The organism is Brevundimonas sp. (assembly GCF_036659295.1).
Taxonomy (GTDB): Bacteria; Pseudomonadota; Alphaproteobacteria; order Caulobacterales; family Caulobacteraceae; genus Brevundimonas.
The window spans coordinates 1-24,336 of sequence record NZ_JAVXCU010000003.1; the positions used below are offsets into that span (position 1 = coordinate 1).

Sequence of the window (24,336 nt, forward strand, 5' to 3'; positions counted from 1 at the left end):
GCTCTTAGGGAAATAGGGCTCCAGCCGAGCCATCTGCTCGTCCGTCAGCCAATAAAGATTGCTCATAATCCAGACTCCTCAGGAGCCTGAATCAGATCGCACGCCGCAAATCAATGGGTCCTGAGCCTAGTAGCCTCTTCACTGTATCTGGATCGCAATTTCGATCTCCATCGTGAAGTCTATGATAAGTGCCTGTAATGGGGTTTCCATTTATATAAACGGGTTTGTGTTGCCGGCTGGCGGGTCGAATATGAATTATTAATATAGATCTGTGATCTATATTTGATACATGAACATCCTCAGATTTCAGTATATTTGAGCTGACTTTTTGTTTATTGTTTAATTGGTTGAATAGGTCCGTTTTGAGTTTTTCAACGTTAATAACGTCGTCTGGTAATGTTAACTTACCATTCTCTACTTCTTTTACGCCAAGTATAATGTACCCGCCCCGACTGTTCGCGAAGGCGCTATAAGTTTCCCAAAAATCTTTAGGAATTTCTCCTTCGCCATTTCTGCCGCGAGCAAGCTTAGCTTCTACCTCTTCACTTTCGCGAATGGCGTGTAGATCCTCGAGTGAATTAATAATTAACGCCATGAATCCTATCAGGTTTTTCTTTAGAGCCCGTACGGTAAAGTGTCGGATTAAATCGATTATAGAAGTTCAAATGTGATTGTCGACGTGTACGAATTCTCGGCAATTCTACCTGTTGCACGACGCAAATAAAAAAGGCCGGTGGGATTTCCACCGGCCTGAGTTTGCTTGATGTTCTACCTTAGCGGGCCAGATTACGCAGCACGTACGGCATGACACCATCAGCGAGCAGGTAGTCCAACTCGGTCTGGTTATCGATGCGGCAGCGGACCGGGAAGCGGGCCATCTTGCCGTCTGACGGGCGGAACATCTCGACCCACAGGTCTTGGCGTGGCTTCAGCTTGCCGATGTTGGCGTCGCTCAGGCCACGGATGGTGACGATCTCTTCGCCGGTCAGGTTCAGCTTCTGCCAGCCGTCTTCCTTGAACTGGAGCGGAACGACGCCCATGCCGACCAGGTTCGAGCGGTGGATACGCTCGAAGCTTTCGGCGATGACGGCGCGAACGCCCAGCAGACGGGTACCCTTGGCTGCCCAGTCACGCGAGGAGCCGGTGCCGTATTCCTTGCCCGCAAACACGACCAGCGGACGACCTTCGGCCTGATAACGCATGGCAGCGTCATAGATCGACATGGTGTCTTGCGACGGGAAGTGCTTGGTCACGCCGCCTTCGATGTCGGGCGTGATCTTGTTGCGGATGCGGATATTGGCAAAGGTGCCGCGCATCATCACTTCGTGGTTGCCGCGACGGGCGCCGTACGAGTTGAAGTCCAGCACATCGACGCCGTGCTCGGTCAGATAGGCACCCGCAGGCGAGGCCTTCTTGATCGCGCCGGCCGGAGAAATGTGGTCGGTCGTGATCGAGTCACCGAAGATACCCAGAATGCGGGCTTCGACGATGTCCTGAACCGGAGCCGGTTGCATCGACAGGCCTTCGAAGTAAGGCGGGTTCTGGACGTAGGTGGAGTTGTTGTCCCACTCATAGGTCTGACCGCCCGAAACCTCGATCGCCTGCCAGTGCTCGTCGCCCTTGAAGACGTCGGCATAGCGTTTGGCGAACATTTTCGGCGTGACCGACTTCTTCTGGATGACGGCGATCTCTTCCGAGGTCGGCCAGATATCCTTCAGGAAGACGTCCTTGCCGTCCTTGTCCTGACCGATGGCTTCCTTGGTGATGTCGATACGCATCGAACCGGCGATGGCATAGGCGACAACCAGCGGCGGCGAGGCCAGATAGTTGGCCTGCACGTCAGGGTTCACGCGGCCTTCGAAGTTGCGGTTGCCCGACAGCACCGAGGTGGCGACCAGACCGTTGTCGTTGATCGCTTTCGAGATCGCCGGATCCAGCGGGCCCGAGTTGCCGATGCAGGTGGTGCAGCCATAACCGACAAGGTTGAAGCCCATCGCGTCGAGGTCGGCTTGCAGGCCGGCGTCGCTGAGATAGTCGGTGACGACCTGCGAGCCCGGAGCCAGCGATGTCTTGACCCACGGCTTGGGCGACAGGCCCAGAGCCTTGGCCTTGCGGGCCACGAGGCCAGCGGCGATCAGCACCGACGGGTTCGAGGTGTTGGTGCACGAGGTGATGGCGGCAATAACCACATCGCCGTCACCGACGGTGAAGTCCTTGCCTTCGACCTCGACGCGAGGTGCATCGGCCAGACGGCTGAAGGTGTCGGTCAGGTGGCCTTCGAACTCGGGTGCAGCGGTGGTCAACTCGACGCGGTCCTGCGGACGCTTCGGACCGGCCAGCGACGATACGACCGTCGAGATGTCCAGTTCCAGAACGTCGGTGAAGATCGGGTCTTCGGACTCGGCGTCGATCCACAGGCCCTGAGCCTTGGCATAGGCCTCGACCAGAGCAACGCGAGCCTTTTCGCGGCCGGTGGCGGTCAGGTAGTCGATGGTGGCTTGCGACACCGGGAAGAAGCCGCAGGTGGCGCCGTATTCCGGTGCCATGTTGGCGATGGTCGCCTGATCTTCGATGGTCATGCCAGCGATGGCCGGACCGAAGAACTCGACGAACTTGCCGACGACGCCCTTCTTACGCAGCATTTGCGTGACGGTCAGAACCAGATCGGTCGCGGTCGTGCCTTCCGGCATGGTGCCCGACAGTTTGAAGCCAATGACTTCGGGGATCAGCATCGGGATCGGCTGGCCCAACATGGCAGCTTCGGCCTCGATACCGCCAACGCCCCAGCCCAGAACGGCCAGACCATTGATCATGGTGGTGTGGCTGTCGGTGCCGACGACGGTGTCAGGATAGGCGACGGTCTTCTTGCCTTCGTCTGCGGTCCAGACGGTCTGGGCAAGGTGCTCCAGGTTGACCTGGTGGCAGATGCCGGTGCCGGGGGGCACAACGCGGAAATTGTTGAAAGCCGACGAGCCCCAGCGCAGGAAGTTGTAGCGCTCGATATTGCGCTCGTATTCGCGCTTTACGTTTTGCTCGAAAGCGGTCGGGTTACCAAAATGGTCCACCATGACCGAGTGGTCGATGACCAGATCAACCGGCACCAGCGGGTTGATCTTGGCGGCATCGGCGCCCAGCTTGGACATGGCGTCGCGCATAGCGGCAAGGTCGACCACGGCCGGAACGCCGGTGAAGTCCTGCATCAGCACGCGGGCCGGACGGAAGGCGATCTCGTGCTCGATGGCGCCCTTGTTCTCGATCCACGCAGCTACGGCCTTGAGGTCGGCTTCGGTAACCGAAACGCCATCTTCGTTGCGCAGCAGGTTCTCGAGAAGCACCTTCATCGAGCGCGGCAGGCGCGAAATTCCGGCAAGGCCCGCTTCCTCGGCGGCCGGAAGGCTGTAATAGGCGTATTTCTTGCGTCCGACCGCGAGGTCCTGACGGGTATTGAGGCTGTCAATCGACGGCATAGGGAAGTCCTCTGACAAACGCCGCCCGACAATTCGGTTGCGCCTTCGCGCGCAGAACGAAAGGGCTCACAGGTCCCTTGCGCGCGCGGCGAAAGCCTGCTGCGACGGAAATGCATATAAGCTCGCATGGGCATAACGTCCATGTATCCACATCATCGTCGTGGATATTGAGAAAGGTTCGCAAATGATGGATGCGCTGAATATTGCGGACCTTGGGGTATCGCGGGGTGACAGACGCCTGTTTCAAAAGCTTTTTCTGGATGTTCGGGCGGGCGAGGCTGTGGCCCTGACGGGGGCTAATGGTGCCGGTAAGACCAGTCTGTTGCGGGCCATTGCAGGCTTTATCCGGCCCGATGGCGGCCGGATCGAATTCGCCAACAATTCAGCTCTACAGGACACGGATGAAGCGCGCCGCACAGGCCTGCATATGCTGGGGCATCTGGAGGGATTGAAGCCTGCCCGCTTGGCGGCACAGGAACTGGCCTTCCAGTGTCGCTATCTGGGTGGCGATGTCGCCCATATGCAAAAGGCGGTCGAGGCGTTCCATCTGGGCCCCCTGCTGGATCTGGAGACGCGGCGTCTGTCGGCAGGACAGAGGCGGCGCCTGTCTCTGGCGCGGCTGGTGTCGGCCCCGCGCCCCCTGTGGTTGCTGGACGAACCGCTAAGCCCGCTGGATTCGGTCTGGCGGATGCGGGCGGGCGAGCAGATGCAGGCGCATCTGGCCTCGGGCGGTATGATTATCGCCGCTGTGCACGATCCCCTGCCCTTTGCGGCGCGAGAGTTTGATCTGGGGGCCTTTTCATGAGGGCGGCTCTGGAACTGTTCAAACGCGAGCTGTCACTGGCATGGGGCGGTGGCGGCGGGCCGTTATTGGCGTGCGGCTTTATGGTTTGCTTTGCGGTTATCCTGCCCTTGGCTGTGGGAGCCGATTCCGGTGTGCTGTCGCCGGTGGCGGCAGGCGTGACATGGGTGGGACTGGCCGTGGCCTCGCTCTTGTCGCTGGAGCGGATGTTCGAGCGCGATCTGGAAGATGGTTCGCTGGATATACTGGCGCTGGGACCGGTGCCGATGGAGGGCGTGGTGCTGTTAAAGGCCCTGTGCCAGTGGCTGGCCAATGGTGTGCCTCTGGCCCTGACCGTGCCTCTGGTGGCGCTGGTGCTGGGACAATCCGCTGACACGATCGGCCTGATGACGCTGACGGCGCTGTTGGGCGGGCTGGGCTTTGCTTTGACGGGGGCGCTGGGTGCGGCTCTGGCACTGGGGGCCAAGCGTGGCGGGGTGCTGATCGCGGTGATCGTGCTGCCGCTGTTTATTCCGCCGGTGATTTTCGGGGCCGGTATTCTGGCGCGTCGGGGACTGGAGCAGCCGATCGGCTCGGCCATCGCCTTTTTGGTGGCCTATGTGCTGTTTGCGCTGGTGATTGCGCCGCTTGCGGGCGCGGCGGCCATCCGCAATGCCCAGTCTTAAGTTAGCGCTGGCGCAAGGTGACGTAGAAGGCGCCGTCGCCGCCATGTCGCTGGTGGGCCACCGAATAGCCGGACACGATCAGCCGTAAATACGGACTGGCCAGCCATTCCTGAATGGAGGCGCGGATCACGCCCCCGCCCCTGCGGCCCTGTCCGGTGATGACCAGAACCGCTTTCATGCCGCGTGCCTGACTGGTCATCAGGAAGGCGCGTAGCTGGTCCTCGGCTTCGAAACGGCCAAAGCCGTGCAGGTCGATACGGGCCTCGATGGGATCGCGTTCGCGCGTCAGGCGACGCTTGCGACGCGGCTCCAACTCTTCGGGCGGCGGTTTGTCGGCGGGGCGTTTGGTAACAGGTGTGACCGGCTGGATGCTCAGACCGACCGAGGCGGCGGTGGGTGTGGCCACCGATGCGGTCTTGGCCGAGGCGCGTTTGGTAGCGCGGGTCCTGGGTTTTGTGGTCGGTGTGACCTCGCCCAGAAGTTCGGCCAATTCCGCCTGTGCGGCCTCGTTCAATGCGGCTTCGGTCGCGTCATTGGCCACATAGGCCGATTTGACAGGCGCTTGAGGCGTGACGGTGCGCGCCACCCGTTTCCACAGGCGCCGGTCGTCCTCGCTGGGTCTGGGGGGACGACGCGCCACAGTCTCAGTCTTCGGTGTAGGTGTTGGGTGGCCCCGGCTCAAAGGCCAGAAGGTCGCCCGGCTGGCATTCCAGTTCGCGGCACAGGGCTTCCAGCGTTGAAAACCGCACGGCGCGAGCCTTGCCGGTCTTGAGGATCGACAGGTTGGCGACGGTCACACCGACCCGATCGGCGAGCTCGGTCAGAGACATACGCCGTTCGGCAAGCAGACGGTCGAGTTGAACGCGGATGGCCATGATTCAATGCTTCTAGCGTGTAATCTTCAGATCGTCAGTTCGGTTTCGCGGCGCAGGCGTGCGCCTTCGCGGAACAGTTCGGCGAGGGTGAAGGTGATGATGATGGCAAAGGCGGGGGTAATCAGCTCGCCAATGCCCGGAGACTCGATCGCACCCACAGCCAGTTTCTCGGCAACCAGAAACCGTGCGCCCCAGCCCAGCAGGGTCACAGAGGCCAGCACTGCGCCGATCAGGCGCAGGCGCAGAACATTGGCGGGCTGGAAAGGATCACCGGCCAAAAGGGTGCGGAACAGGCGTCGCAAATAATGCAGGATGGCGGCGGTGCCGCCGAAATAGGTGGTGACCACAGCCAGAACAAACAGGACCAGTGTGCGCGTCAGAGGCATCTGGCGGGCATTGGCACCATTATCGATGGTGATGCTGAAACTGTTCAGGGGCAGGACAATCGCCACCACAAAGACAATGGCGAACAGCACGGTCAGGCAGACCGAAGCCATAAAGGCGGTGTCGATGATGATTCTGAGCAGGCGTGCGGGCAGGCTCCAGCCTGAAATACCCGTGGCAGGAACCAGCGGGGCCGGAACCAGAGGGGGATGACGCGGTGCGCCCATCAGACGTTTTGCGGAAAGCTTGAAACCCATGGGACGTGTGTGATCGGTTTTGAGCAGATGTGAAAGAGGCTGCGCCCGAACAGTCGGTTACGAGGCGCAGCTATTCTTTTCACGTTCTGCACGTCCGTCAAAACCTTGCTTCAATCAAAAGGCCTGGAGGATGGTGGCCAGCGCAGCAGCCGGAATGGCGGCCAGCAGGACGGTGTTAAGGAAGAGGGCGCAGAACTTGTCCATAAACAGGGACGCTTTCATGGCTTGCATAATGGTATCTCCGTGAGGGTGTTATTTTGTTTTTTAATGCGTCGCTGGAATAATCCTTCGTTAGCGGCGAAGGTTGGGAACGTTGCGACCCCTCGTTCTTGAAAATAAACATACGCCCACCTCTCGGTTGAGGCACGTTACATATCGTTTAACGATATTAAACTTTCGCAAGGTGCGAAGTCAGGTTAAAAGCGCTCTATGAAATTGCGTCTTATCAAGGGGATGCGGCTGGTGGCCGCGACCCACAATCCGGGCAAGGCACGCGAGATCGAAGCGCTGCTGGACGGAAATTACGAGATTGTCACGGCGGGCTCGCTGAATCTGCCCGAGCCGGACGAGACAGAGAGCACCTTTGTTGGCAATGCCATGCTGAAGGCGCGCCATGCTGCGGCCCTGTCCGGCGAGGTTTGCCTTGCCGATGACAGCGGCATGTCGGTGACGGCTCTGGAAGGGGCACCGGGTATCTTCTCGGCGCGCTGGGCGGGGCCGTCCAAGGACTTTGCTGTGGCGATGCAGAAGGTCGAGGACCGTCTCGAAGAGACAGGCTCCCGAGATCGCTCGGCATGGTTCACCTCGGCACTGGCTGTGGCATGGCCGGATGGCACCTGTGTCGTGGTCGAGGGCCGCGTGGATGGCACGATTGTCTATCCGCCGCGCGGTGATCGCGGCTTTGGCTATGATCCGATGTTCCAGCCGCACGGTTATGACGTAACCTTTGGCGAGATGGACCCTGCCGAAAAGGACGCCATCAGTCACCGCGCTCTGGCCTTTGATCGTCTGAAGGCGGTTCTGATTGATTGAGGCTGTGCCGGACACGGACGGGCTGGTCGCCCTCTATGTCCACTGGCCCTATTGCGCGCGCATCTGTCCGTATTGCGACTTCAATGTCGTGCGCGATCGCGGCCGCGTCGAGGAACAGGCACGGCTGGTCGATGCCATTGTGCGCGATATCGAAGCGCAGGCCGAGCGGATCGGGCCACGTAAACTGGCCTCGGTCTTTTTCGGGGGCGGTACGCCGTCCCTGATGGCTCCCGAGGCGGTGGCGCGGGTGCTGGAAACGGCCTGCGGCCTGTTTGCGCCCGTCGCCAAGATGGAAGTGTCGCTAGAGGCCAATCCGACCGATGCCGAGGCGGACCGCTATGCGGCTCTGGCCGATGCGGGGGTGACGCGCCTGTCGATGGGCATCCAGTCCTTTGACGATGCGGCGCTGAGGTTTCTGGGGCGCGACCACAGTGCGGGGTCTGCCCGCAGGGCGGCACAGAGCGCAGCGCGTATCTTCCCGCGTCTGTCGATCGATCTGATCTATGCCCGTCCCGACCAGTCGGTAGCCGACTGGAAGGCGGAACTGAACACCGCTTTTGATCTGGGTTTCGAGCACGTCTCGCCCTATCAACTGACGATTGAATCCACGACCGCGTTTGGCCGTGCCTTTGCGCGAGGGCAACTGGTGCCGCCGGACGAAGATCTGGCCATCGCCCTTTATGAAACCACGCAGGAGGTTCTGGAGGGGGCGGGCTTTGAGGCCTATGAGGTGTCAAACCATGCCCGCAGTGTAGCGGCCCGATCCAGCCACAACCTGCATGTCTGGCGTGGCGGCGACTATATTGGTGCCGGACCGGGGGCGCATGGCCGCCTGACCACGGTCGAGGGTCGTATGGCCACTGTCGCCCAGCGCCGTATCGCCGACTATATCGAAGGCTTGGCGCAAGGCCGTCCGTGGGCAGAGCATGTCGCCATGACGCCGCAGGATGCAGACGAAGAGCGCGTACTTCTGGGCTTGCGAACCGTCGAGGGCGTTGCGTTGTCCGTGCTGGAGCGGCTGGGATTGAGTGCGCTCAATGGGCCGCTGGCAGACATGCTGTCCGAAGGTTTCCTGCAACAGGATCACGGTCGTATCCGTGCCAGCCGTGAGGGCCGCCCCGTGCTGGACAGTATCCTCAAGCGGCTTTTGATTTAAGGCGCTTTTGGGGTCGTTTCGGGCAGGGTATCGTGTTCCAGCGGTCCGGCATGGGCCGGATCGGGGGCGGTTTCGCTGTGGCGGGTGTCCTGACGGCGTTTCAGCGTCCAGCTTTCACCATCCACAAACCCGAGGCCGTCCCATTGGACCACCGTGACGGTGATATGGGTCGCATCCCATTCGATACGGTTGAAACTGGGCGGATAGCTGTCGCGCTCGCGCATCGACAAGGTGCCACAGCCTATGGCGTAGCAGCGCCGCTCGCTCATATCGATGGGCAAGGCAAACGGCACATGCACATGGCCGGTGGTTATCAGGTCCACTCCCGCTTCGCCGAAAATACGGGCCGCGCGATCACCGCGTTTGACCTCGCCGGTCATGGGGGCGTCGATCATCTCTACCAGCGGGTGGTGGCAGGCCAGAATGCGCAAGGTATCGGGCGGGGTCTGGCGCAGGGCCTGTGCCGCGCGCGCGGTCTGGTCCAGATCGATCACGCCCTTTGACCAGTTCAAACGCGCCTGCCAGCCACGGGCGGTGGTGACGCCACGCACCATGAAATCGGCACCCTTCAGTTCATGGTCGTGGGCGGGGTGTCCGGTGGCGCTCTCGAACGCCTTCCATGGCCAGAATAACCGCGCCAGCACATCCCAATAGGGCACATCATGGTTGCCGACGGTGACGAAGACCGGATCGGGCAAGGCCTTGATCCATTCGGCGGCGGCTTCGAACTCGTGTTTCAGGCCGCTTTGGGTGATGTCGCCGGTGATAAGGTTCAGATCGGCCTTATAGGCATGGGCATAGGCCATGGCCTCGTCGACAGCGGCCTTGTGCTCGCACCCAAAATGGATGTCGGAGAACTGTAGAATAACGCCCATCAGTCGGCATCGCCCAAAGCATCGGCAGATAGGGCCAGTGAAGACAGGGCCAGTGCGGTAAAGGCGTGCGGGACAAAGCGCACCCTGGCCGACTTGCCGACCGGAACGGTTTCTCCGTCGATCACGGCGGGAATATGCGAGCGGCCCCACAGTTCGACATTGCGGGTCTTGCGCGTTTCTACGGCCTGATCGTTGCGCCAGTCGGTGAACAGGGCATTGGCCGCAAGTCTTAGGGCCTGTCCGGCATCGGCGGTTTTCATGGCGGCGGCTTCAAGCCCGGGCGTGCTTTCGTGAAAAGCTTTGGAAATCAGAGGCGTGATGAGAACCAGTGCCTCGGCCTTTTCGGCAGGCTTGCCATCAAGGCTGAAGCGGATACGCCCCGAAAAGGCACGGTTGAACGCCAGTCTGGCCTTGGAGAAGGCTTGCCCGATCTTGCCCGACCGGATCGCCTCGCGGGCGGGGGCCCACAGGGCTGGTGCGCCGAGTATGGCGGCACAGTAGAAATATTCGTCGCCGATGGCACCGCCCGCCACTTCGCGCGGTTCGCCCTCTTCGAGAACGCGGCGCAGGGCTTTTTGCCAGTCGCCGGTACCGTAAAGGGCTTTGGGCAGCATGTTCATGGTGCCACCGGGCAAGGTCGCCACCAGAATATTGTTCTGGCCTGCCAATGTGGCGATGGTGCGGGCTGTGCCGTCACCGGCCAGCACCAGCAGGGCATCGGGCCTGGCCCTGACGGCCTCGTCTATGGTCTGGTCAAAACTGTCGCCGTCCACCGTCCGGATGTCGGCATTGATATCGTATTCGTCCAGAATGGAGCGGGCCTGATCTGCGGCACCATTGCCGACGCCCCCCGACATCGGATTGATCAGCATAATAATATTGCCCAGCTTGACCTTGGGCGTAACGGGTTTGCTGTTTGGGGGCACCGAATCCATCGGGCTGGCAACAATATCGGTCATGGGCAGAAAATGTTCATCCTCTGTCTAGGTTCCGGCCTTTAGCGTCGCAGTTCCCTATAACACAGGGGAACCACAGCCCCTCAGGACCGTTGGTCTTGGCAAGAGGGCTGTATATCTAAGACATCTGGAGAGGACTCCCCCATGAACAAGGCATTTATCGCTCTGGCCGGTGCCGGTCTTTTGGTTTCGGCGTGTGCTTCCGACCCCTATTATGGCGGTGGCATCAACACCAACAGCCAGGCTGTCCGTCAGGGCGCAACCGGCGCAGCACTGGGTGCTGTCGCAGGTGCAATCATCGGCAATAATACCGGCAGCGGCAGCGCTGGCACGGGTGCCGCTATCGGTGCGGTTCTGGGTGGTGCAGCGGGCGCTATGCGCGGCTCGTCGCAAGACCGTAACAACCAACAGCGTTACCGCGACAATCAGGGCCGTTATTACTACTGCTACGATAACCGCCAAAGCGAATGCTATTGGGATAACGGCCAGCGCCGTAACTAATCTCCGAATAACATCGATACACATTGCCGGTTGACCGGCAGTGCAAAGGGTGGCCCCTTGAGGGCCGCCCTTTTTCTTTCAGGGGGCTGTGCGAGGAGGGCTGGAAATGGGTCATGCGTCTAAGGGCTTAACCGCTGTCGCATTGATGGGAGCGGGACTGTTGGCAGGCTGCGCAATGCAGGGGGATTATGCCACGCGCGATGCGCTGGTCGATCCGGTCAATTGCAGCAACCAGACCTTCGAAGTCTATTTCGATCAGGGTCAGGCGCGACTGACAAATGCGGCGCGTGAAGCCATCTCCATGACGGCTACCCGTCTGGCGGGATGCCATGTGGAAAGTGTGCGGGTGACCGGACTTGCCGATGCCACCGGCACGGCAACCGCTAACCAGAACCTGTCCGAACAACGCGCCCAGTCTGTACGCGAGGCCATGGCCGCGACGGGCTGGCCGGCACCTGCCATTGAAATGGCGGCCGTAGGTTCCGACGGTGCCCGCACAGGCTCGGTCAACGAGCCGCTGCGTCGTCGTACCGAAGTGGTTGTGGTGGCCTCGGCCCCGCGTCGCTAGGCGCTGTCGGGTCACAAGAGCCTGCGTCCTGCCGTCGCCCTACCGGTGCGGGCGGTAGACGCAGGCATCTTTAGGTTTAAACTCCCGGCACGTTTGACGAGAGTATGGCCTTGGTAAGATTTCTGTCCGTTCTGGTTCTGGTGCTGGCCCTGTTGTGGGGCGCACCTGTACGCGCACAGGCGGTTACAACCGCATTGGGGCCGCAGTCGACCGAGCGGATAGAGGCCGAACTGGTCCCGATGGGCCAGTGGGCCGTCCCCGGCTCGACCGCCATCATCGCCATTCGCCAAAAGATCCAGCCGGGCTGGCACACCTATTGGCGCAATCCGGGTGACAGCGGCGGTCCGACCGAGGCCCAATGGGTCTTGCCGCAGGGCTTTGTCGCGGGCGATATCGTCTGGCCCCTGCCGGAGCGCCAGCGTCTGCAGACCCTGATGAACTATGGCTATAGCGATGTGGTCTATCTGCCGGTGCCGGTAGAGGTTCCGGCGACGGCCAAGGCGGGCCAGACGGTACGGATCGCCGCCTCGGTCCTGTTCATGGTCTGCTCGGACGAGATGTGCGTGCCCGATGAGCTGGAACTGGCCGTGGACCTGCCCGTGGGCGAAGGTGCGCCCCCTCTCAATAAGGATCATGGCGCGGCGATCCAGCGGGTGCTGGAAAACGCACCGCGTCCTGCCGATATCACGGCGCACGCCAGTCTGAAGGACGGTGTGCTGACGCTGGGCGCAACGGGCGGTCCTCTGGCGGGTACGCAGCCCAAATGGGCGTACTTCTTCCCTTTTGAAGGCGGCATGATCGACCATGCGGCCCTGCAACAGGCGCAGCGCGGTGAGGCCGGATTGAGCCTGACCATGGTGGCGGGACGTGGCCTGAAGGCCAAGGGGCTGGACCAGGGAATAGAAGGCGTTCTGGCGACCGATCTGGGCGCATGGGAGGTTCGCGCCAGCGAAGGCGCGATACCGGCGGGCACCAGCGGACAGGCGGTGCTGGGAACCGGCGAGGGCGCAAAGACAACGGGCGGCTCCACATCGACAGGGTTCCTGAAGGCCGTGCTGTTTGCACTTGTCGGTGGGTTGATCCTGAACCTGATGCCGTGCGTGTTTCCGGTTCTGGCTATGAAGGCCGCGGCACTGGGGCGTGCGGCTCATGACCCGCGCGAGGCCCGCAAGGATGGTCTCGGTTTTCTGGCCGGTGTGCTGGTGACCTTTGTGGCGCTGGCGGGTTTGCTCTTGGCATTGCGGGCCGGTGGTCAGGCCATTGGCTGGGGCTTCCAGTTGCAGTCACCGGCAGTAACGGCAGCTCTGGCCCTGCTGATGCTGGCCGTGGGGCTGAATATGTCGGGCCTGTTCCATATTGGGGGGCGTCTGCAAGGCATCGGCAGCGGGCTGGCGCAGGGCAAGAGCGGCGTTGTCGGGGCCTTCTTTACTGGCGTTCTGGCAGTGGTGGTCGCGGCGCCGTGTACCGCACCGTTTATGGCGCTGGCTCTGGGGGCGGCGCTGGTTATGCCGTGGCCGATGGCGCTGGCTGTATTTGTCATGCTGGGTCTGGGTCTGGCTCTGCCCTATGTGCTGGTCAGCTTCTCGCCGCGCATCCTGTCGCGCCTGCCTAGGCCCGGGGCGTGGATGGAGACGTTCCGCAACCTGCTGGCCTTCCCGATGTATGGCGCGGCCCTGTGGCTGGCATGGGTGTTTGCCCGCCAGACCGGTGATGCGCTGGGTCTGCTGTTTGTGGCGGGCCTGCTGCTGGCGTTCACCCTGTGGCTGTGTGGCCGTTACCAGTCGGGCGGGCGTCGTTTGATACTGGCCGTGGCCATAGTAGCGGCGGTGGTGACAGGGCCTGCCATTGTCTTTGCCATGAAGGCTCCGCCGGTCCTGACGGCCATGGCCAATACGGACGGCAAGTCACTGGCCTCACAGCCGTGGTCCGGCGAAGCGGTCGAGACGGCCTTGGCGCAGGGACGTCCGGTGCTGGTGAACTTTACCGCCGACTGGTGCGTGACCTGCAAGATCAACGAGCGGGCCGCCTTGGCCTCGTCGGGGACAGCCAAGGCGCTGGTAGATACGAATGCCGTCTATATGGTGGGCGACTGGACCAATCGTGATGACGCTATCGCACGCGAACTGGAGCGCCATGGTCGCTCGGGTGTGCCGCTTTATCTGCTCTATACGCCAGGCAAGGCCGAGCCGCGTATCCTGCCGCAGCTACTGACCGAGGGACTTGTCGTAAAAGCCTTGTCGGAGACGACAAAACAGGACTGAGAGGGAGGAAGGCGATGATGCGTAAACTGGTAATGGCTTCGGCCATGGTGTTGGCGCTGGCGGCTTGCCAGCAGGCCGAAAAACCCGCGGCTCCGGCCGAACCGGTGGCGGCTGCAACCGAGATGGTCGTGGCCGGTCCGGGAGATATGGCCGCTGACTTCACACTGGTGGATGCGGAGGGCGTGTCTCGCAAGCTGTCCGATTATCGCGGCAAGACGGTGGTTCTGGAATGGACCAACGAGGGCTGCCCGTATGTGAAGAAGCACTATACGGGTGCCATGCAGGCACTCCAGCGTGAGGCGACGGCGGATGGTGTGGTGTGGCTGACCATCATCTCGTCGGCTCCGACCACACAGGGCTATGTCGAGGGTGACGAGGCCAAGGCGTGGAAGGCTAAGCATAATGCCGCCTTTACCCACCTGTTGCTCGATCCCACAGGCGAGGTCGGCAAGTTGTATGATGCCAAGACCACGCCGGACATGCGCATCATCGACGCGGATGGCCGCCTGATCTTTGTCGGCGGTATCGACGACAAGCCGACCAGCAAGGTCGAGGACCTGCAAGGGGCGACCAACTATGTGAAGGCCGCCCTTGCCGATCACAAGGCGGGACGTCCGGTCGCGACGACCTTTGCCCAGCCCTATGGTTGCGCCATCAAATATCCCGAGACGCTCAAGGCCGAAGCCTGAATCCTGTCAGGCCTCGGCGTTTGGCCTTAGTGGGCCAGCGCCGGGGCCAGAATGACCTCGGCATTGTCGTTGAGAAGATAGGACAGCTCTTCCAGAGCCATCTTGCGCGAGGCACCGGGGGCGGCCTCTTCCAGTTGTGCCAGCTTCTGGGGCATGTCCTCGGCAATGCCGCGCATGATGCAGGTCAGGTCGCTGTCTGTGCCGCGCTGTTTCAGCTCCAGATGCCCGTTCATATCAGCCGCAGCCAGTGCTGCGATCTGGGTTTTGAAGGTCTGGAAGGCGGGCATGTGCACGAAATGCGCATCGCCCAGAATGTCGGGCACAATCCAGCCGTCGGTCACGGCTTTCAGCCTTTGGGCTTCCTGTACCAGAGCGGCAAAGGCCGGTTCCGAGGCCAAAGCGGAAGCGCCTGTCGCGGCTGAAGCCTCGGCAGGCGCTTGAACGGCGGGGGATTCCGGCAGAGCGCTTGCGACCGGATCAGACGCGAAAAACAGGGCAGCGGCGACGGCAAGGTTGCAGGACATTTGAAATTTCGATCCAAACTTCGAGAGAATACGATAGAAGCGTCTGCAAGCTTCGGGCCGCCAATAGTGTCCGTTTTGAATATTGCCTGTATTAATGAGGATTGGCACCTTTGGTTGAAGCTGGAACGAGCCTTGTGGCAGATAACGCATGGGCGCAGTTACGGGCCGTTGCCGAGCGCGACAAGGATGCACGGATCGCCGAGCAGTTCACACTTGACCCGAACCGTTTAGAGCGCCTGAGCCTTACGGCAGCAGGCTTATATATTGATCTGTCTAAACAAAGCTGGACACAGCAAGGCTTGGATGCGGCGCTGGATCTGGCGCGGGCGCGCAAGGTGGAAGCCTGCCGCGAGGCTTTGTTTGCCGGTTTGCCCGTCAATACAACCGAGGGGCGGGCCGTTCTTCATCCGGCGCTTCGGGCCTCCCCGCACAAAGTTTTTAGCGCCCTTGGCGAGCCGATTTCCGAAGGGGTTATGGCCCAGCGCGAGGCGCTGAAAGCGTTTGCGACGGGGGTGCGTAATGGCACAATCACCGGCGCAACGGGCAAGTCGTTCAATGCGGTGGTTCATATTGGCATTGGCGGATCGGACCTTGGCCCGCGTGTGGTCTGGGAGGGCCTGAGACCACGCCAACCCGATTTTCTGGTGCGCTTTGTCGCCAATATTGATCCGGCCGACCGCCTGGAAGCTTTGGCGGGGCTGGACCCCGAGACCACGCTGGTCATCATTGTCTCAAAGACTTTTACCACGCTGGAAACCTTGGCCAATGCCAAGGCGGTTCGCGACTGGCTGGAGAGCAGGTTGCCCACGGGGGCCGATATTGCCCGCCAGATTGTCGGCGTAACGGCACGCCCGCAAAAGGCGCAAGACTTCGGGTGCAGCCGGACCTTTTCGTTCTGTGACTGGGTCGGCGGGCGCTTCTCGCTGTGGTCGCCGGTCAGCCTGTCCTGTGCCATCGGTCTGGGCTGGGAGGTGTTCGAACAGTTGCTGGCGGGCGCCGAGGCCATGGACGAGCATTTCGTCGCGGCCCCGCTCGAGAAGAATGCGCCGGTGCTGATGGCGCTGGCCCAGATTTATAATGTTGACGGGCTGGGCCGGACGGCACGCTCGGTCGCGCCCTATGCCTATGTGCTGCGACGCTTTCCGGCTTACTTGCAGCAGCTGGAAATGGAGTCCAACGGCAAGCGCGTGACCCGCAACGGCGAGCCGATCGAACGCATGACCTGTCCGGTGATTTTCGGCGAGGTCGGCTCTAACGGCCAGCATGCCTTCTTCCAGCAACTGCATCAGGGACCACAGGTGGTCCCGACCGAGTTCATCATCGTGCGCCAGACCCATGATGACGGGGCCGAGCAGCAGCTATGGGCCAATGCGCTCGCCCAGTCGCGGGCCTTGATGATGGGACAGTCCGAAGAGGCGGCCCGCGCCGAGATGCTGGCGGCGGGCTATAGCGAGGCGGATGCCAAACGCCTGGCCCCGCACAAGACCTTCCCCGGCAACCGCCCTTCGACAGCGATTGTTCTGGACCGGGTGACCCCGCACACGCTGGGGGCGCTGATTGCGCTTTTCGAGCACAAAACCTTTGTCGAGGGCGTGCTGTGGGACATTAACAGCTTTGACCAGTGGGGCGTTGAACTGGGCAAGTCGGTGGCCCGTTCGGTCATGTCGGCAGCGTCAGGCACCAAGGAAGCTCTGGATCCTTCGACCGAGGCCCTGCTGGACCATCTGGCCAGATAAGAAGAGCCGATAAACAGGTATAAATAAAAGGCCCGACCTTGCGGTCGGGCCTTTCAGGGAACATCGCTGGCCTTGGCGGGGACCGGTTACCAGCGACGGTCGTAGCGGTAATCGCGGTCACGACGGTCGTAACGGCCATTATAGTGGCCACGGTCGCGACGGTCATAGCGATCGCCATAGCGGTAATCGCGGCTGTTGATGCCGTGCTCGCGTTCCCAGTGACCCTGGTTACGATAGCAGCGGCCGCCGCGGTAATAGTTGCAGTCGCGGTCATTGTCGGACGAGGCGACACCGACAGCGGCACCGGCAAGGGCACCACCGGCGACATAGCGGCCATCGCCATTACCGATGATGGCACCGGCCAGACCGCCGACCACGGCACCGATCACCGCATCCTTGCCCGAGTCATTGCGGTCACGATCGTGATAGCGCTGGGCAGAGGCGGGCGAGGCCATGAGGGTCAGGGCAAGAGCCGGGGCGATTGCGGCGACGCCGATTTTGGAAAGGGTCTTCATGTGCGGGCTCCTCTCAGGGCCGGTGTTTGAACTCTGATGATGGTTATATCTGACGCTATCTGAACAAGCCCAGCGGCCCTTGTTCATATTCGCTTCATGTTGCGGCCCGTGTTTTCGGGCTTCTGGTGCGAAGGGCGTTACGTAAAATTCGCGGTACCGCCCTTGACCCTTCACGGGGGGCTGCCTAACTGCCCTGCATTGGCACTCGAGGGGGCAGATTGCTAAGCCTGCTGCCTCAAGGGCTCACACGATAATCTATACCGGAGATCATCAGATGGCGTTTCGTCCTCTCGGCGACCGCGTGCTGGTTAAGCGCGTTGAAGAAGCTACCACCACCAAGGGCGGGATCATCATCCCCGACACGGCTAAAGAAAAGCCGCAAGAAGGCGAAGTGATCGCTGTTGGTTCGGGCGTTCGTGACGAAGACGGCAAGTTTGTCGCTCTGGACGTCAAGGTCGGCGACCGCATCCTGTTCGGCAAATGGTCGGGCACTGAAATCAAGATCGAAGGCGAAGACCTGATGATCATGAAGGAATCCGACATTCTGGGCGTGCTCTCCTAAAGCGAAATCGGGCCGGGTCGCGTAGCGATCGGTCTTAGATATTCGCGAGGTGAATGACACCCGCTGTCTCTGAATTCCTGAATAACAACATTTAGATAGGAGCAGCCCGCATGGCCGCTAAAATCGTAAAGTTCAACACCGATGCCCGCGACAAGATGCTGCGCGGCGTCAACATCCTGGCTGATGCTGTCAAGGTGACCCTGGGTCCGAAGGGCCGCAACGTGGTCATCCAGAAGTCGTTCGGCGCTCCGCGCTCGACCAAGGACGGCGTATCGGTTGCCAAAGAGATCGAGCTGGAAGACGCCTTCGAGAACATGGGCGCCCAGATGATCCGCGAAGTCGCTTCGAAAGCGAACGACAAGGCGGGTGACGGCACCACGACGGCAACCGTTCTGGCTCAAGCCATCGTGCAAGAAGGCCTCAAGGCCGTTGCTGCCGGCATGAACCCGATGGACCTGAAGCGCGGCATCGACAAGGCTGTCGACGCGGTTCTGGACGAAGTGAAGACCATCTCGAAGCCGGTTTCCAACAACTCGGAAATCGCTCAGGTCGGCACCATCTCGGCCAATGGCGACGAAGAAATCGGCGGCCTGATCGCGCAAGCCATGGCCAAGGTTGGCAATGAAGGCGTCATCACCGTGGAAGAAGCCAAGACGGCTGAAACCACTGTCGACATCGTCGAAGGCATGCAGTTCGACCGCGGCTACCTGTCGCCGTACTTCATCACCAACCCGGACAAGATGGAAGCTGTTCTCGAAGAGCCGCTGATCCTGCTCCACGAGAAGAAGCTGACCTCGCTGCAACCGATGCTGCCGATCCTGGAAGCTGTCGTGCAGTCGGGCCGTCCGCTGCTGATCATCGCTGAAGACATCGAAGGCGAGGCTCTGGCGACCCTGGTGGTCAACAAGCTGCGTGGCGGCCTGCGCGTCGCTGCCGTCAAGGCTCCGGGCTTCGGCGACCGCCGCAAGGCCATGCTGGAAGACATCGCCATCCTGACGGGCGGCGAAGTCATTTCGGAAGACCTCGGCATCAAGCTGGAAACGGTGACCCTCGACATGCTTGGCAAGGCCAAGAAGATCGTCATCACCAAGGAAGACACCACCGTCGTTGAAGGCGTTGGCGAGAAGGACAAGATCGAAGCCCGTGTCGGCCAGATCAAGCGCCAGATCGAAGAGACTTCCTCGGACTACGACAAAGAGAAGCTGCAAGAGCGTCTGGCCAAGCTGGCTGGCGGCGTAGCTGTCCTACGCGTCGGCGGCGAGACCGAAGTCGAAGTGAAAGAAAAGAAAGACCGCGTTGACGACGCCCTGAACGCAACCCGCGCTGCTGCTGACGAAGGTATCGTCCCGGGCGGTGGTGTGGCCCTGCTGAAGGCCTCGAAGGTTCTGGCTAACGTGGAAGGCATCAATGCCGACCAGAAGGCTGGCATCAATATCGTCCGTCGTGCCCTGCAAGCTCCGATCCGTCAGATCTCGGAAAACTCGGGCGTCGAAGGTTCGATCGTCGTTGGCAAGGTTCTGGATTCGACCGACGTCAACTTCGGCTTCAACGCGCAAACCGAAGAGTATGGCGACCTCGTCCAAATGGGCGTGATCGATCCGGCCAAGGTTGTGCTTTCGGCTCTGAAGTCGGCGGCCTCGGTTGCCGGTATCATGATCACCACCGAAGCGGCTATTGCCGATGCACCGAAGAAGGCCTCGGCTGGCGGCGCACCGGACATGGGCGGCATGGGCGGTATGGGCGGCATGGACTTCTAAGGAAGTTCATCAGCTCCAAGCTGATCTATCTGAAGGGCGGGATCGAAAGGTCCCGCCCTTTCTTTTTGGCCTATCCTAGAGAGCCAACCACGCGACCGCTCTGGCGGCAGGCTTCGATATTGGATGGATCGCTGCGGGCCATATCCAGCATCCAGTCGCGGAAACGCACGATCTTGGGCACGCTGCGGCGCTCCTTGGGGTAGCAGAGCCAATAGCCCCCCCCCAGCGCGACATTTTTGTCAAACAAACGCACCAGCTGGCCGTTCCTGATCTCGCGGTCATAGAAGACCGGATTGCCAAGGGCGATCCCCTGCCCGGCAATGGCGCTGGCCACCTCCATGGCCTGGTTTTCGCTGACGACGCGTGGTGGCGGGGGGCTGCTATCGTCAGGCAGGCCGACATGGGCAAACCATGCCGTCCATTCTTGTGGCAGGCCCACCAGAGGGGTCGATTTCAGATCGGCAGGGGTGCGGATATTCAGCTGGGCCTGAAGTTCGGGGCTGCATAGCGGGGTGAACAGGGCGGGGATCAAAAACCGGCTTTCCAGACCCGCCCACTGGCCGGATCCAAAGCGCAGACCGACATCCATGCCGTGGCCCGAAAAATCGGATAGGGCATTATCGACATCAACCTTTACCGCCAGGTCGGGATTGGCCAGCTGGAACATTCCCAACCGTGTCGCCAGCCACTGGGTGGCCATGGTCTGCAAGGTGGTAATGCCCAGAACGGTTTGATCCTGTTGCATCACATCGCTGACGGCACGGCGCAGCAGGTTCAGCGCCTCGCTGGCCGCCGAGGCCAGTCTTTGACCCTCTGCGGTCAGAGAGACCTGTCGCGTTTCGCGCACAAACAAGGTCACGCCCAGCCGCTGTTCAAGATCGCGGATGCGCCAGCTGACGGCGGCCTGCGTCATGCCCAGAGACTGTGCCGCACGGGTAAAACTGTTCAGGCGGGCCGTGGCCTCGAACACCCGGATGGCATCCAGAGGAATACGGGACAGATTGTCATCCATAAATACACCTTATGAATACTCACAGAGTCTCGTTTGCTCTCAAACGGCGTGTTTGCCAATAGATTGGTATCTGAAAGGAGATCGAACCATGGAAGAAGCACACCGTACACATAAGGAACCCGCATGGGGCTGGATCTCGGTCCTGCTCGCCAGCAAGGCCCGACCCGCTGTCGCTACCGGTAAATCCGCTACGGGCGCGACACGACGCCGCGTCTTTACAAGGTCTTAGGCGCAGGCTTGCCCTCTCTCACCGCAGCACCCCATAAGGGCAGATTGCAAATGAGGGGCGTGGGCCAGTGCATCATACTATTCAAAAATATTCCTTAGCGGTCGCGGCCGTTCTGGTCGCGACAGGCCTGACTGTTGCCTTGCCAGCTGAAGCCCAATCGCGCCGTGCGCCCGCCGCCAGTACGGCCGTAGCGACACCGTCAGGCGCGCAGGCCCGCTATAGCGTCGTGCGCGATGTAAACTTCGCCCAGACGATGCCGAGCGCTTCGGGCACGCTGGTCCTGTTCGTGACGGGTGAAGGTGATCTGGCCGCGCGCGGTCTGGATGCGGCGACTGTCGATGCCATCAAGACCGGCCTGACCGGTGCCCGCTTCACCTATGGTGCCCGCAAAAACATCAGCCTGTACGGCGTGGCCGGTTGGGACCGTGTCTATGTGCAGGGCGTAAGCTCGACAGCGACCGGTGCAGACCTGCAAACCGCAGGCACCATGGTCGGTCGCGCCCTGATGGCCGATCCGGCGACCCTGACGCTGGCGGCCAAGGGTCTGGACAATGACGCGGTGTCGGAAATCGTCACCGGTCTGGGTCTGGGCCAGTATCGCGTTGATTTCTACAACACCACGGCGTCGCGGCCCGAGACAGGTGCCGTGACGGTTGTAACCGACAGCACCGATGCGCAAGGCCATTATCGCGGTCGCGGTGCCCATATCGTTTCGGCGATGGAATGGACCCGCAACATCTCCAACGAACCGGCCAATGTCGTCTATCCGGACGTGTTTGCCGCCCGCACCCGCGAAGCCTTTGCCGGTGTGCCGAACGTCACCGTCGAGGTGCTGGACGGTGCCGCTATGGAACGTCTGGGTATGGGGGCCATTCTGGGCGTTGGTCGCGGTTCGGTGCGCCCGCCCGCTATCGTGGCTGTGCGTTATCGCGGCGTGGCTTCGGATGCGCCGGTGGCTCTGGTCGGCAAGGGTATTACGTTTGACTCCGGCGGTATCTCCATCAAGCCCAGCGCCAATATGGGCAATATGAAGATGGACATGTCGGGCGCGGCGGGCGTTGTCGGGGCCGTTCTGGCACTGGCCAAGTCCGGCGCACCGGTGGACGTGGTGGCCGTCGCTGCCGTGGCCGAGAACATGCCGGACGGCAATGCGATCCGCCCCGGTGACGTGCTGACCGCCATGACTGGCAAGACCATCGAGATCGGTTCGACCGATGCCGAAGGGCGTCTGGTTCTGGCCGATGCGATTGCATGGGCCGACACCACCTATAACCCGTCGGCCATTATCGATGTGGCGACCTTGACGGGCTCGGTCGGCGGGGCGCTGGGTCCGGACTATGCCGGTCTGTTCAGCCGTCACGATGCATTGGCCGATCAGGTTACCGCAGCGGGCAAGGCCTCTGGCGAAACCGTCTGGCAATTGCCGATGAACCCTGCCTATGGCAGCCGCATCTCGTCGCCGATCGCTGACTATCGCAATGGTGGCGAGCCGGGACCGGGCGCTGGCCTGGGGGCCGAGTTCATTGGCGAGTTCGTGCGTCCCGAAACCCCGTGGGCCCATATCGACATGGCCAATATGGCCTATGGCGGCGGCAATGATGTGAAACCGGCAGGCTCTGCAGGCTGGTCGGTGCGTCTGCTGGAGCGTTTTGTGCGCGACTTCCAGCCGGTGACCAAGGAAAAAGGTCAAGGCGGCTACTAAGCGCCTAAGGAACGGAAATAAATGAAGGCCTCCGGTTTTTGCCGGAGGCCTTTTTCAGATGTCCACGGCCGTTACGGCCACGGTCTGACCGGCAACCTCGGCCTCGTCATCGACCCGCTTGCCCATCAGGGCACGGGCAAGTGGTGAGACATGGCTGATAGAGCCCTTGGCCGGATCGGCTTCGTCCTCGCCGACAATCGCCCATGTCTGGGTGCGGCCATCCCCGCGCTCGATGGTGAAGGTGCCGCCAAAACGCACACGGCCATCGGCCTCTACCTCCACCAGTTGCGCTGTGGCACGACGCGCGATCCAGTAGCGCAGATCGCGCGTGGCGCGGGCCATGGCGGTGCGGTCGCTCTCGATAGAGCCGGAGGTCTGGGCGGCATTATAGGCCGCACGCGCCGAGGCCAGCTCGGCTTCGATCTGTTCCAGACCTTGTTTCGTCACCCAGTTCGGGTGCGTCGAGACAGGGCGGTCCACCAGATCTGCGGCGGTCGCCTCGAGGTCTTCTTCACGGGTAAAAGCTACGCTCATAAGTCCAACATAGGCGGTTTGGCCGTGTTCCGGTAGGAAGGCCGTATGAATACGCCTGCTGCCCCCCTACCCCGTGTTTTAATTATCGGCGCCGGTCCTGCCGGACTGATGGCCGCCGAGCGGCTTGCAATGGCTGGGCACAGGGTCGAGGTGTTCGAGAAAATGCCGTCTGTGGCACGCAAATTCCTGATGGCCGGTCGTGGCGGGCTGAACCTGACCCATTCGGAGCCGCGCCCCGCTTTTGATGAGCGCTATGGCGCGGCCAAGGATGTGGTCGCCGCATGGCTGGACGGGTTCGATGCGGAGGCGCTTAAGGGCTGGGCCGATGGACTGGGGGCGCAAACCTTTACCGGATCGTCGGGACGGGTCTTTCCCGAGGTGATGAAGGCCTCGCCCCTGTTGCGGGCCTGGCTGGTACGGTTGGAAGACTTGGGTGTCGTCATCCATACCCGTCACAACTGGACAGGGCGCGAGGGCGAGAACTGGCTGTTTGAGACGCCGCAGGGGCAAAAAAGCTTTCAGGCGGATGCGGTCATTCTGGCGCTGGGCGGTGGCTCCTATGCCCGACTGGGATCGGATGGCGGCTGGGCGCGCTGGATGGAAGACAATGCCATTGCCGTTCGCCCGCTACAGGCGGCCAATGCGGGTTTCGGGGTGGCGTGGTCGAATGTGCTGCGCGAGCGTTTTGCCGGTCATCCGCTGAAAAATATCGCTCTCTCGCACAAGGGCCACAACGTGCGTGGCGAGGCTATGATCGCCGCCTATGGTCTGGAGGGCGGTGCCATCTATGCCCTGTCGTCAGGTCTTCGCGAGGCAATCCATACGGATGGCTATGCCGATATTGTTATCGACCTGCGCCCCGATATGACGCTGGCCGATCTGGAGCGCCGACTGTCCAAGCCGCGCGGCAAGAACAGCCTTGGCAACCATCTGCGCAAGGCCCTGCATCTGGACGGGGCGTCGGCGGCATTGCTGCGCGAGGCGGGCCCCCTGCCAGACAGCCCGCAGGCTCTGGCGGCCCGCATCAAGGCGGTGCCCGTGCGCCTAGGCAGCGTGCAGGATCTGGACAAGGCCATATCCAGCGCGGGCGGTATCGGTCTGGACCAGATCAATGATGATCTGATGCTAAAGGCGCTGCCGGGTGTGTTTGTCTGCGGCGAGATGCTGGACTGGGAAGCACCGACGGGCGGCTATCTGCTTCAGGCCTGTTTTGCGTCGGGCGTGCGCGCGGCCGAAGGTGTGAAGGATTATTTGCAGGTCTAAGGCTCGACAGGGCC

At 61.5% G+C, this 24,336-nt stretch carries 24 protein-coding genes; 13 read left to right on the forward strand and 11 right to left on the reverse strand.

The genetic code is table 11. The features are described from left to right. Positions 1-91: 91 nt before the first annotated feature. Both RSB01_RS01035 and acnA read right to left on the reverse strand, forming a co-directional pair. Positions 92-595: an ATP-binding protein gene (locus tag RSB01_RS01035; RefSeq protein ID WP_332619351.1), complete on the reverse strand. Its 504-nt coding sequence runs from the start codon at positions 593-595 to the stop codon at positions 92-94. Positions 596-773: 178 nt separating this feature from the next. After that, complete coding sequence (gene acnA, locus RSB01_RS01040; protein WP_332619350.1) at positions 774-3,467, reverse strand: aconitate hydratase AcnA; 2,694 nt, start codon at positions 3,465-3,467, stop codon at positions 774-776. Positions 3,468-3,651: 184 nt separating this feature from the next. Here acnA and ccmA point away from each other — a divergent pair, with 184 nt between their 5' ends. Together ccmA and ccmB are read left to right on the forward strand one after the other, a co-directional pair. Further along, entirely contained in the window at positions 3,652-4,272 is a 621-nt protein-coding gene (ccmA, locus tag RSB01_RS01045) for a heme ABC exporter ATP-binding protein CcmA (RefSeq protein WP_332591587.1), read from the forward strand. Then, positions 4,269-4,934, forward strand: coding sequence for a heme exporter protein CcmB (gene ccmB, locus RSB01_RS01050; protein WP_332591581.1), 666 nt, complete (start codon positions 4,269-4,271; stop codon positions 4,932-4,934). The genes ccmA and ccmB overlap by 4 nt, the downstream gene beginning before the upstream one ends. Position 4,935: 1 nt before the next feature. Here ccmB and RSB01_RS01055 read toward each other — a convergent pair whose 3' ends face one another. From RSB01_RS01055 to RSB01_RS01065, 3 genes are read right to left on the reverse strand one after another with little or no spacing between them, the layout of a single operon-like run. After that, positions 4,936-5,574 carry a Smr/MutS family protein gene (locus RSB01_RS01055; protein ID WP_332591582.1) on the reverse strand — a complete coding sequence of 213 codons (639 nt, stop codon included), beginning with the start codon at positions 5,572-5,574 and terminating at the stop codon, positions 4,936-4,938. 4 nt (positions 5,575-5,578) lie between these two features. Next, the gene (locus RSB01_RS01060; RefSeq protein WP_332591583.1) at positions 5,579-5,809 is read right to left on the reverse strand and encodes a helix-turn-helix transcriptional regulator; all 231 of its coding nucleotides are present in this window, start codon (positions 5,807-5,809) and stop codon (positions 5,579-5,581) included. Between the two features lie 26 nt (positions 5,810-5,835). Next, positions 5,836-6,450, reverse strand: coding sequence for a DUF2975 domain-containing protein (locus RSB01_RS01065; protein WP_332591584.1), 615 nt, complete (start codon positions 6,448-6,450; stop codon positions 5,836-5,838). A gap of 429 nt (positions 6,451-6,879) precedes the next feature. Here RSB01_RS01065 and rdgB point away from each other — a divergent pair, with 429 nt between their 5' ends. After that, positions 6,880-7,482, forward strand: coding sequence for an RdgB/HAM1 family non-canonical purine NTP pyrophosphatase (gene rdgB / locus RSB01_RS01070; RefSeq protein WP_332591585.1), 603 nt, complete (start codon positions 6,880-6,882; stop codon positions 7,480-7,482). After that, the gene (gene hemW / locus RSB01_RS01075) at positions 7,475-8,638 is read left to right on the forward strand and encodes a radical SAM family heme chaperone HemW (protein ID WP_332591586.1); all 1,164 of its coding nucleotides are present in this window, start codon (positions 7,475-7,477) and stop codon (positions 8,636-8,638) included. Before rdgB ends, hemW begins: the two co-directional genes overlap by 8 nt. On the opposite strand, the gene RSB01_RS01080 is transcribed toward hemW, so the two are convergent. Then, a complete protein-coding gene (locus tag RSB01_RS01080) occupies positions 8,635-9,513 on the reverse strand; it encodes a metallophosphoesterase (protein WP_332619348.1) in 879 nt (292 codons plus the stop codon). The two genes, hemW and RSB01_RS01080, sit on opposite strands and share 4 nt — an antisense overlap. Continuing rightward, positions 9,513-10,472 carry a diacylglycerol kinase family protein gene (locus tag RSB01_RS01085; protein WP_332590020.1) on the reverse strand — a complete coding sequence of 320 codons (960 nt, stop codon included), beginning with the start codon at positions 10,470-10,472 and terminating at the stop codon, positions 9,513-9,515. The genes RSB01_RS01080 and RSB01_RS01085 overlap by 1 nt, the downstream gene beginning before the upstream one ends. 141 nt (positions 10,473-10,613) lie before the next feature. On the opposite strand from RSB01_RS01085, the gene RSB01_RS01090 reads away from it, so the two are divergent. The 4 genes from RSB01_RS01090 (at position 10,614) to RSB01_RS01105 (ending at position 14,488) form a co-directional block, all read left to right on the forward strand. Further along, positions 10,614-10,970, forward strand: coding sequence for a glycine zipper domain-containing protein (locus RSB01_RS01090; RefSeq protein WP_332590021.1), 357 nt, complete (start codon positions 10,614-10,616; stop codon positions 10,968-10,970). A gap of 175 nt (positions 10,971-11,145) precedes the next feature. Then, positions 11,146-11,538: an OmpA family protein gene (locus tag RSB01_RS01095; protein ID WP_332590022.1), complete on the forward strand. Its 393-nt coding sequence runs from the start codon at positions 11,146-11,148 to the stop codon at positions 11,536-11,538. A 104-nt stretch (positions 11,539-11,642) separates the two neighbouring features. Further along, positions 11,643-13,799, forward strand: coding sequence for a protein-disulfide reductase DsbD domain-containing protein (locus RSB01_RS01100; protein ID WP_332590023.1), 2,157 nt, complete (start codon positions 11,643-11,645; stop codon positions 13,797-13,799). A gap of 14 nt (positions 13,800-13,813) precedes the next feature. Continuing rightward, the gene (locus RSB01_RS01105) at positions 13,814-14,488 is read left to right on the forward strand and encodes a redoxin domain-containing protein (protein WP_332619347.1); all 675 of its coding nucleotides are present in this window, start codon (positions 13,814-13,816) and stop codon (positions 14,486-14,488) included. Positions 14,489-14,514: 26 nt separating this feature from the next. On the opposite strand, the gene RSB01_RS01110 is transcribed toward RSB01_RS01105, so the two are convergent. After that, entirely contained in the window at positions 14,515-15,012 is a 498-nt protein-coding gene (locus RSB01_RS01110) for a hypothetical protein (protein WP_332590025.1), read from the reverse strand. Positions 15,013-15,122: 110 nt separating this feature from the next. Between RSB01_RS01110 and pgi the strand changes: the two genes are divergently transcribed. Further along, on the forward strand, positions 15,123-16,748 hold the full coding sequence (gene pgi, locus RSB01_RS01115) for a glucose-6-phosphate isomerase (protein WP_332624986.1): 1,626 nt from the start codon (positions 15,123-15,125) through the stop codon (positions 16,746-16,748). 86 nt (positions 16,749-16,834) lie between these two features. Here pgi and RSB01_RS01120 read toward each other — a convergent pair whose 3' ends face one another. Next, a complete protein-coding gene (locus RSB01_RS01120; protein WP_332590027.1) occupies positions 16,835-17,263 on the reverse strand; it encodes a hypothetical protein in 429 nt (142 codons plus the stop codon). 274 nt (positions 17,264-17,537) lie between these two features. Here RSB01_RS01120 and groES point away from each other — a divergent pair, with 274 nt between their 5' ends. Together groES and groL are read left to right on the forward strand one after the other, a co-directional pair. Further along, positions 17,538-17,825 carry a co-chaperone GroES gene (groES, locus tag RSB01_RS01125; protein WP_332590028.1) on the forward strand — a complete coding sequence of 96 codons (288 nt, stop codon included), beginning with the start codon at positions 17,538-17,540 and terminating at the stop codon, positions 17,823-17,825. A gap of 110 nt (positions 17,826-17,935) precedes the next feature. Then, positions 17,936-19,582 (forward strand): chaperonin GroEL, encoded by a 1,647-nt coding sequence (groL, locus tag RSB01_RS01130; RefSeq protein WP_332590029.1) that lies wholly within the window; start codon positions 17,936-17,938, stop codon positions 19,580-19,582. 70 nt (positions 19,583-19,652) lie between these two features. Here the strand turns inward: groL and RSB01_RS01135 are convergent, their stop codons facing one another. Continuing rightward, positions 19,653-20,594: a LysR substrate-binding domain-containing protein gene (locus RSB01_RS01135; RefSeq protein WP_332590030.1), complete on the reverse strand. Its 942-nt coding sequence runs from the start codon at positions 20,592-20,594 to the stop codon at positions 19,653-19,655. A gap of 368 nt (positions 20,595-20,962) precedes the next feature. Here RSB01_RS01135 and RSB01_RS01140 point away from each other — a divergent pair, with 368 nt between their 5' ends. Further along, positions 20,963-22,525: a leucyl aminopeptidase gene (locus tag RSB01_RS01140; RefSeq protein ID WP_332590031.1), complete on the forward strand. Its 1,563-nt coding sequence runs from the start codon at positions 20,963-20,965 to the stop codon at positions 22,523-22,525. Between the two features lie 54 nt (positions 22,526-22,579). Here the strand turns inward: RSB01_RS01140 and greA are convergent, their stop codons facing one another. Continuing rightward, positions 22,580-23,059, reverse strand: coding sequence for a transcription elongation factor GreA (greA, locus tag RSB01_RS01145; protein ID WP_332590032.1), 480 nt, complete (start codon positions 23,057-23,059; stop codon positions 22,580-22,582). A 45-nt stretch (positions 23,060-23,104) separates the two neighbouring features. On the opposite strand from greA, the gene RSB01_RS01150 reads away from it, so the two are divergent. Beyond that, complete coding sequence (locus RSB01_RS01150) at positions 23,105-24,322, forward strand: TIGR03862 family flavoprotein (RefSeq protein ID WP_332590033.1); 1,218 nt, start codon at positions 23,105-23,107, stop codon at positions 24,320-24,322. Positions 24,323-24,336 lie beyond the last annotated feature (14 nt).

Excerpts from the sequence above, each read along its gene's own strand:
- RSB01_RS01150 (WP_332590033.1), top strand. The coding sequence starts at position 23,105 with ATGAATACGCCTGCTGCCCCCCTACCCCGTGTTTTAATTATCGGCGCC.
- rdgB (WP_332591585.1), top strand. The coding sequence starts at position 6,880 with ATGAAATTGCGTCTTATCAAGGGGATGCGGCTGGTGGCCGCGACCCAC.
- acnA (WP_332619350.1), bottom strand. The coding sequence starts at position 3,467 with ATGCCGTCGATTGACAGCCTCAATACCCGTCAGGACCTCGCGGTCGGA.
- RSB01_RS01085 (WP_332590020.1), bottom strand. The coding sequence starts at position 10,472 with ATGACCGATATTGTTGCCAGCCCGATGGATTCGGTGCCCCCAAACAGC.
- RSB01_RS01090 (WP_332590021.1), top strand. The coding sequence starts at position 10,614 with ATGAACAAGGCATTTATCGCTCTGGCCGGTGCCGGTCTTTTGGTTTCG.
- ccmA (WP_332591587.1), top strand. The coding sequence starts at position 3,652 with ATGATGGATGCGCTGAATATTGCGGACCTTGGGGTATCGCGGGGTGAC.
- RSB01_RS01065 (WP_332591584.1), bottom strand. The coding sequence starts at position 6,450 with ATGGGTTTCAAGCTTTCCGCAAAACGTCTGATGGGCGCACCGCGTCAT.
- RSB01_RS01100 (WP_332590023.1), top strand. The coding sequence starts at position 11,643 with ATGGCCTTGGTAAGATTTCTGTCCGTTCTGGTTCTGGTGCTGGCCCTG.
- RSB01_RS01095 (WP_332590022.1), top strand. The coding sequence starts at position 11,146 with ATGCAGGGGGATTATGCCACGCGCGATGCGCTGGTCGATCCGGTCAAT.
- groL (WP_332590029.1), top strand. The coding sequence starts at position 17,936 with ATGGCCGCTAAAATCGTAAAGTTCAACACCGATGCCCGCGACAAGATG.
- RSB01_RS01110 (WP_332590025.1), bottom strand. The coding sequence starts at position 15,012 with ATGTCCTGCAACCTTGCCGTCGCCGCTGCCCTGTTTTTCGCGTCTGAT.
- RSB01_RS01105 (WP_332619347.1), top strand. The coding sequence starts at position 13,814 with ATGATGCGTAAACTGGTAATGGCTTCGGCCATGGTGTTGGCGCTGGCG.
- RSB01_RS01060 (WP_332591583.1), bottom strand. The coding sequence starts at position 5,809 with ATGGCCATCCGCGTTCAACTCGACCGTCTGCTTGCCGAACGGCGTATG.
- greA (WP_332590032.1), bottom strand. The coding sequence starts at position 23,059 with ATGAGCGTAGCTTTTACCCGTGAAGAAGACCTCGAGGCGACCGCCGCA.
- ccmB (WP_332591581.1), top strand. The coding sequence starts at position 4,269 with ATGAGGGCGGCTCTGGAACTGTTCAAACGCGAGCTGTCACTGGCATGG.
- RSB01_RS01120 (WP_332590027.1), bottom strand. The coding sequence starts at position 17,263 with ATGAAGACCCTTTCCAAAATCGGCGTCGCCGCAATCGCCCCGGCTCTT.
- RSB01_RS01080 (WP_332619348.1), bottom strand. The coding sequence starts at position 9,513 with ATGGGCGTTATTCTACAGTTCTCCGACATCCATTTTGGGTGCGAGCAC.
- RSB01_RS01035 (WP_332619351.1), bottom strand. The coding sequence starts at position 595 with ATGGCGTTAATTATTAATTCACTCGAGGATCTACACGCCATTCGCGAA.
- groES (WP_332590028.1), top strand. The coding sequence starts at position 17,538 with ATGGCGTTTCGTCCTCTCGGCGACCGCGTGCTGGTTAAGCGCGTTGAA.
- RSB01_RS01135 (WP_332590030.1), bottom strand. The coding sequence starts at position 20,594 with ATGGATGACAATCTGTCCCGTATTCCTCTGGATGCCATCCGGGTGTTC.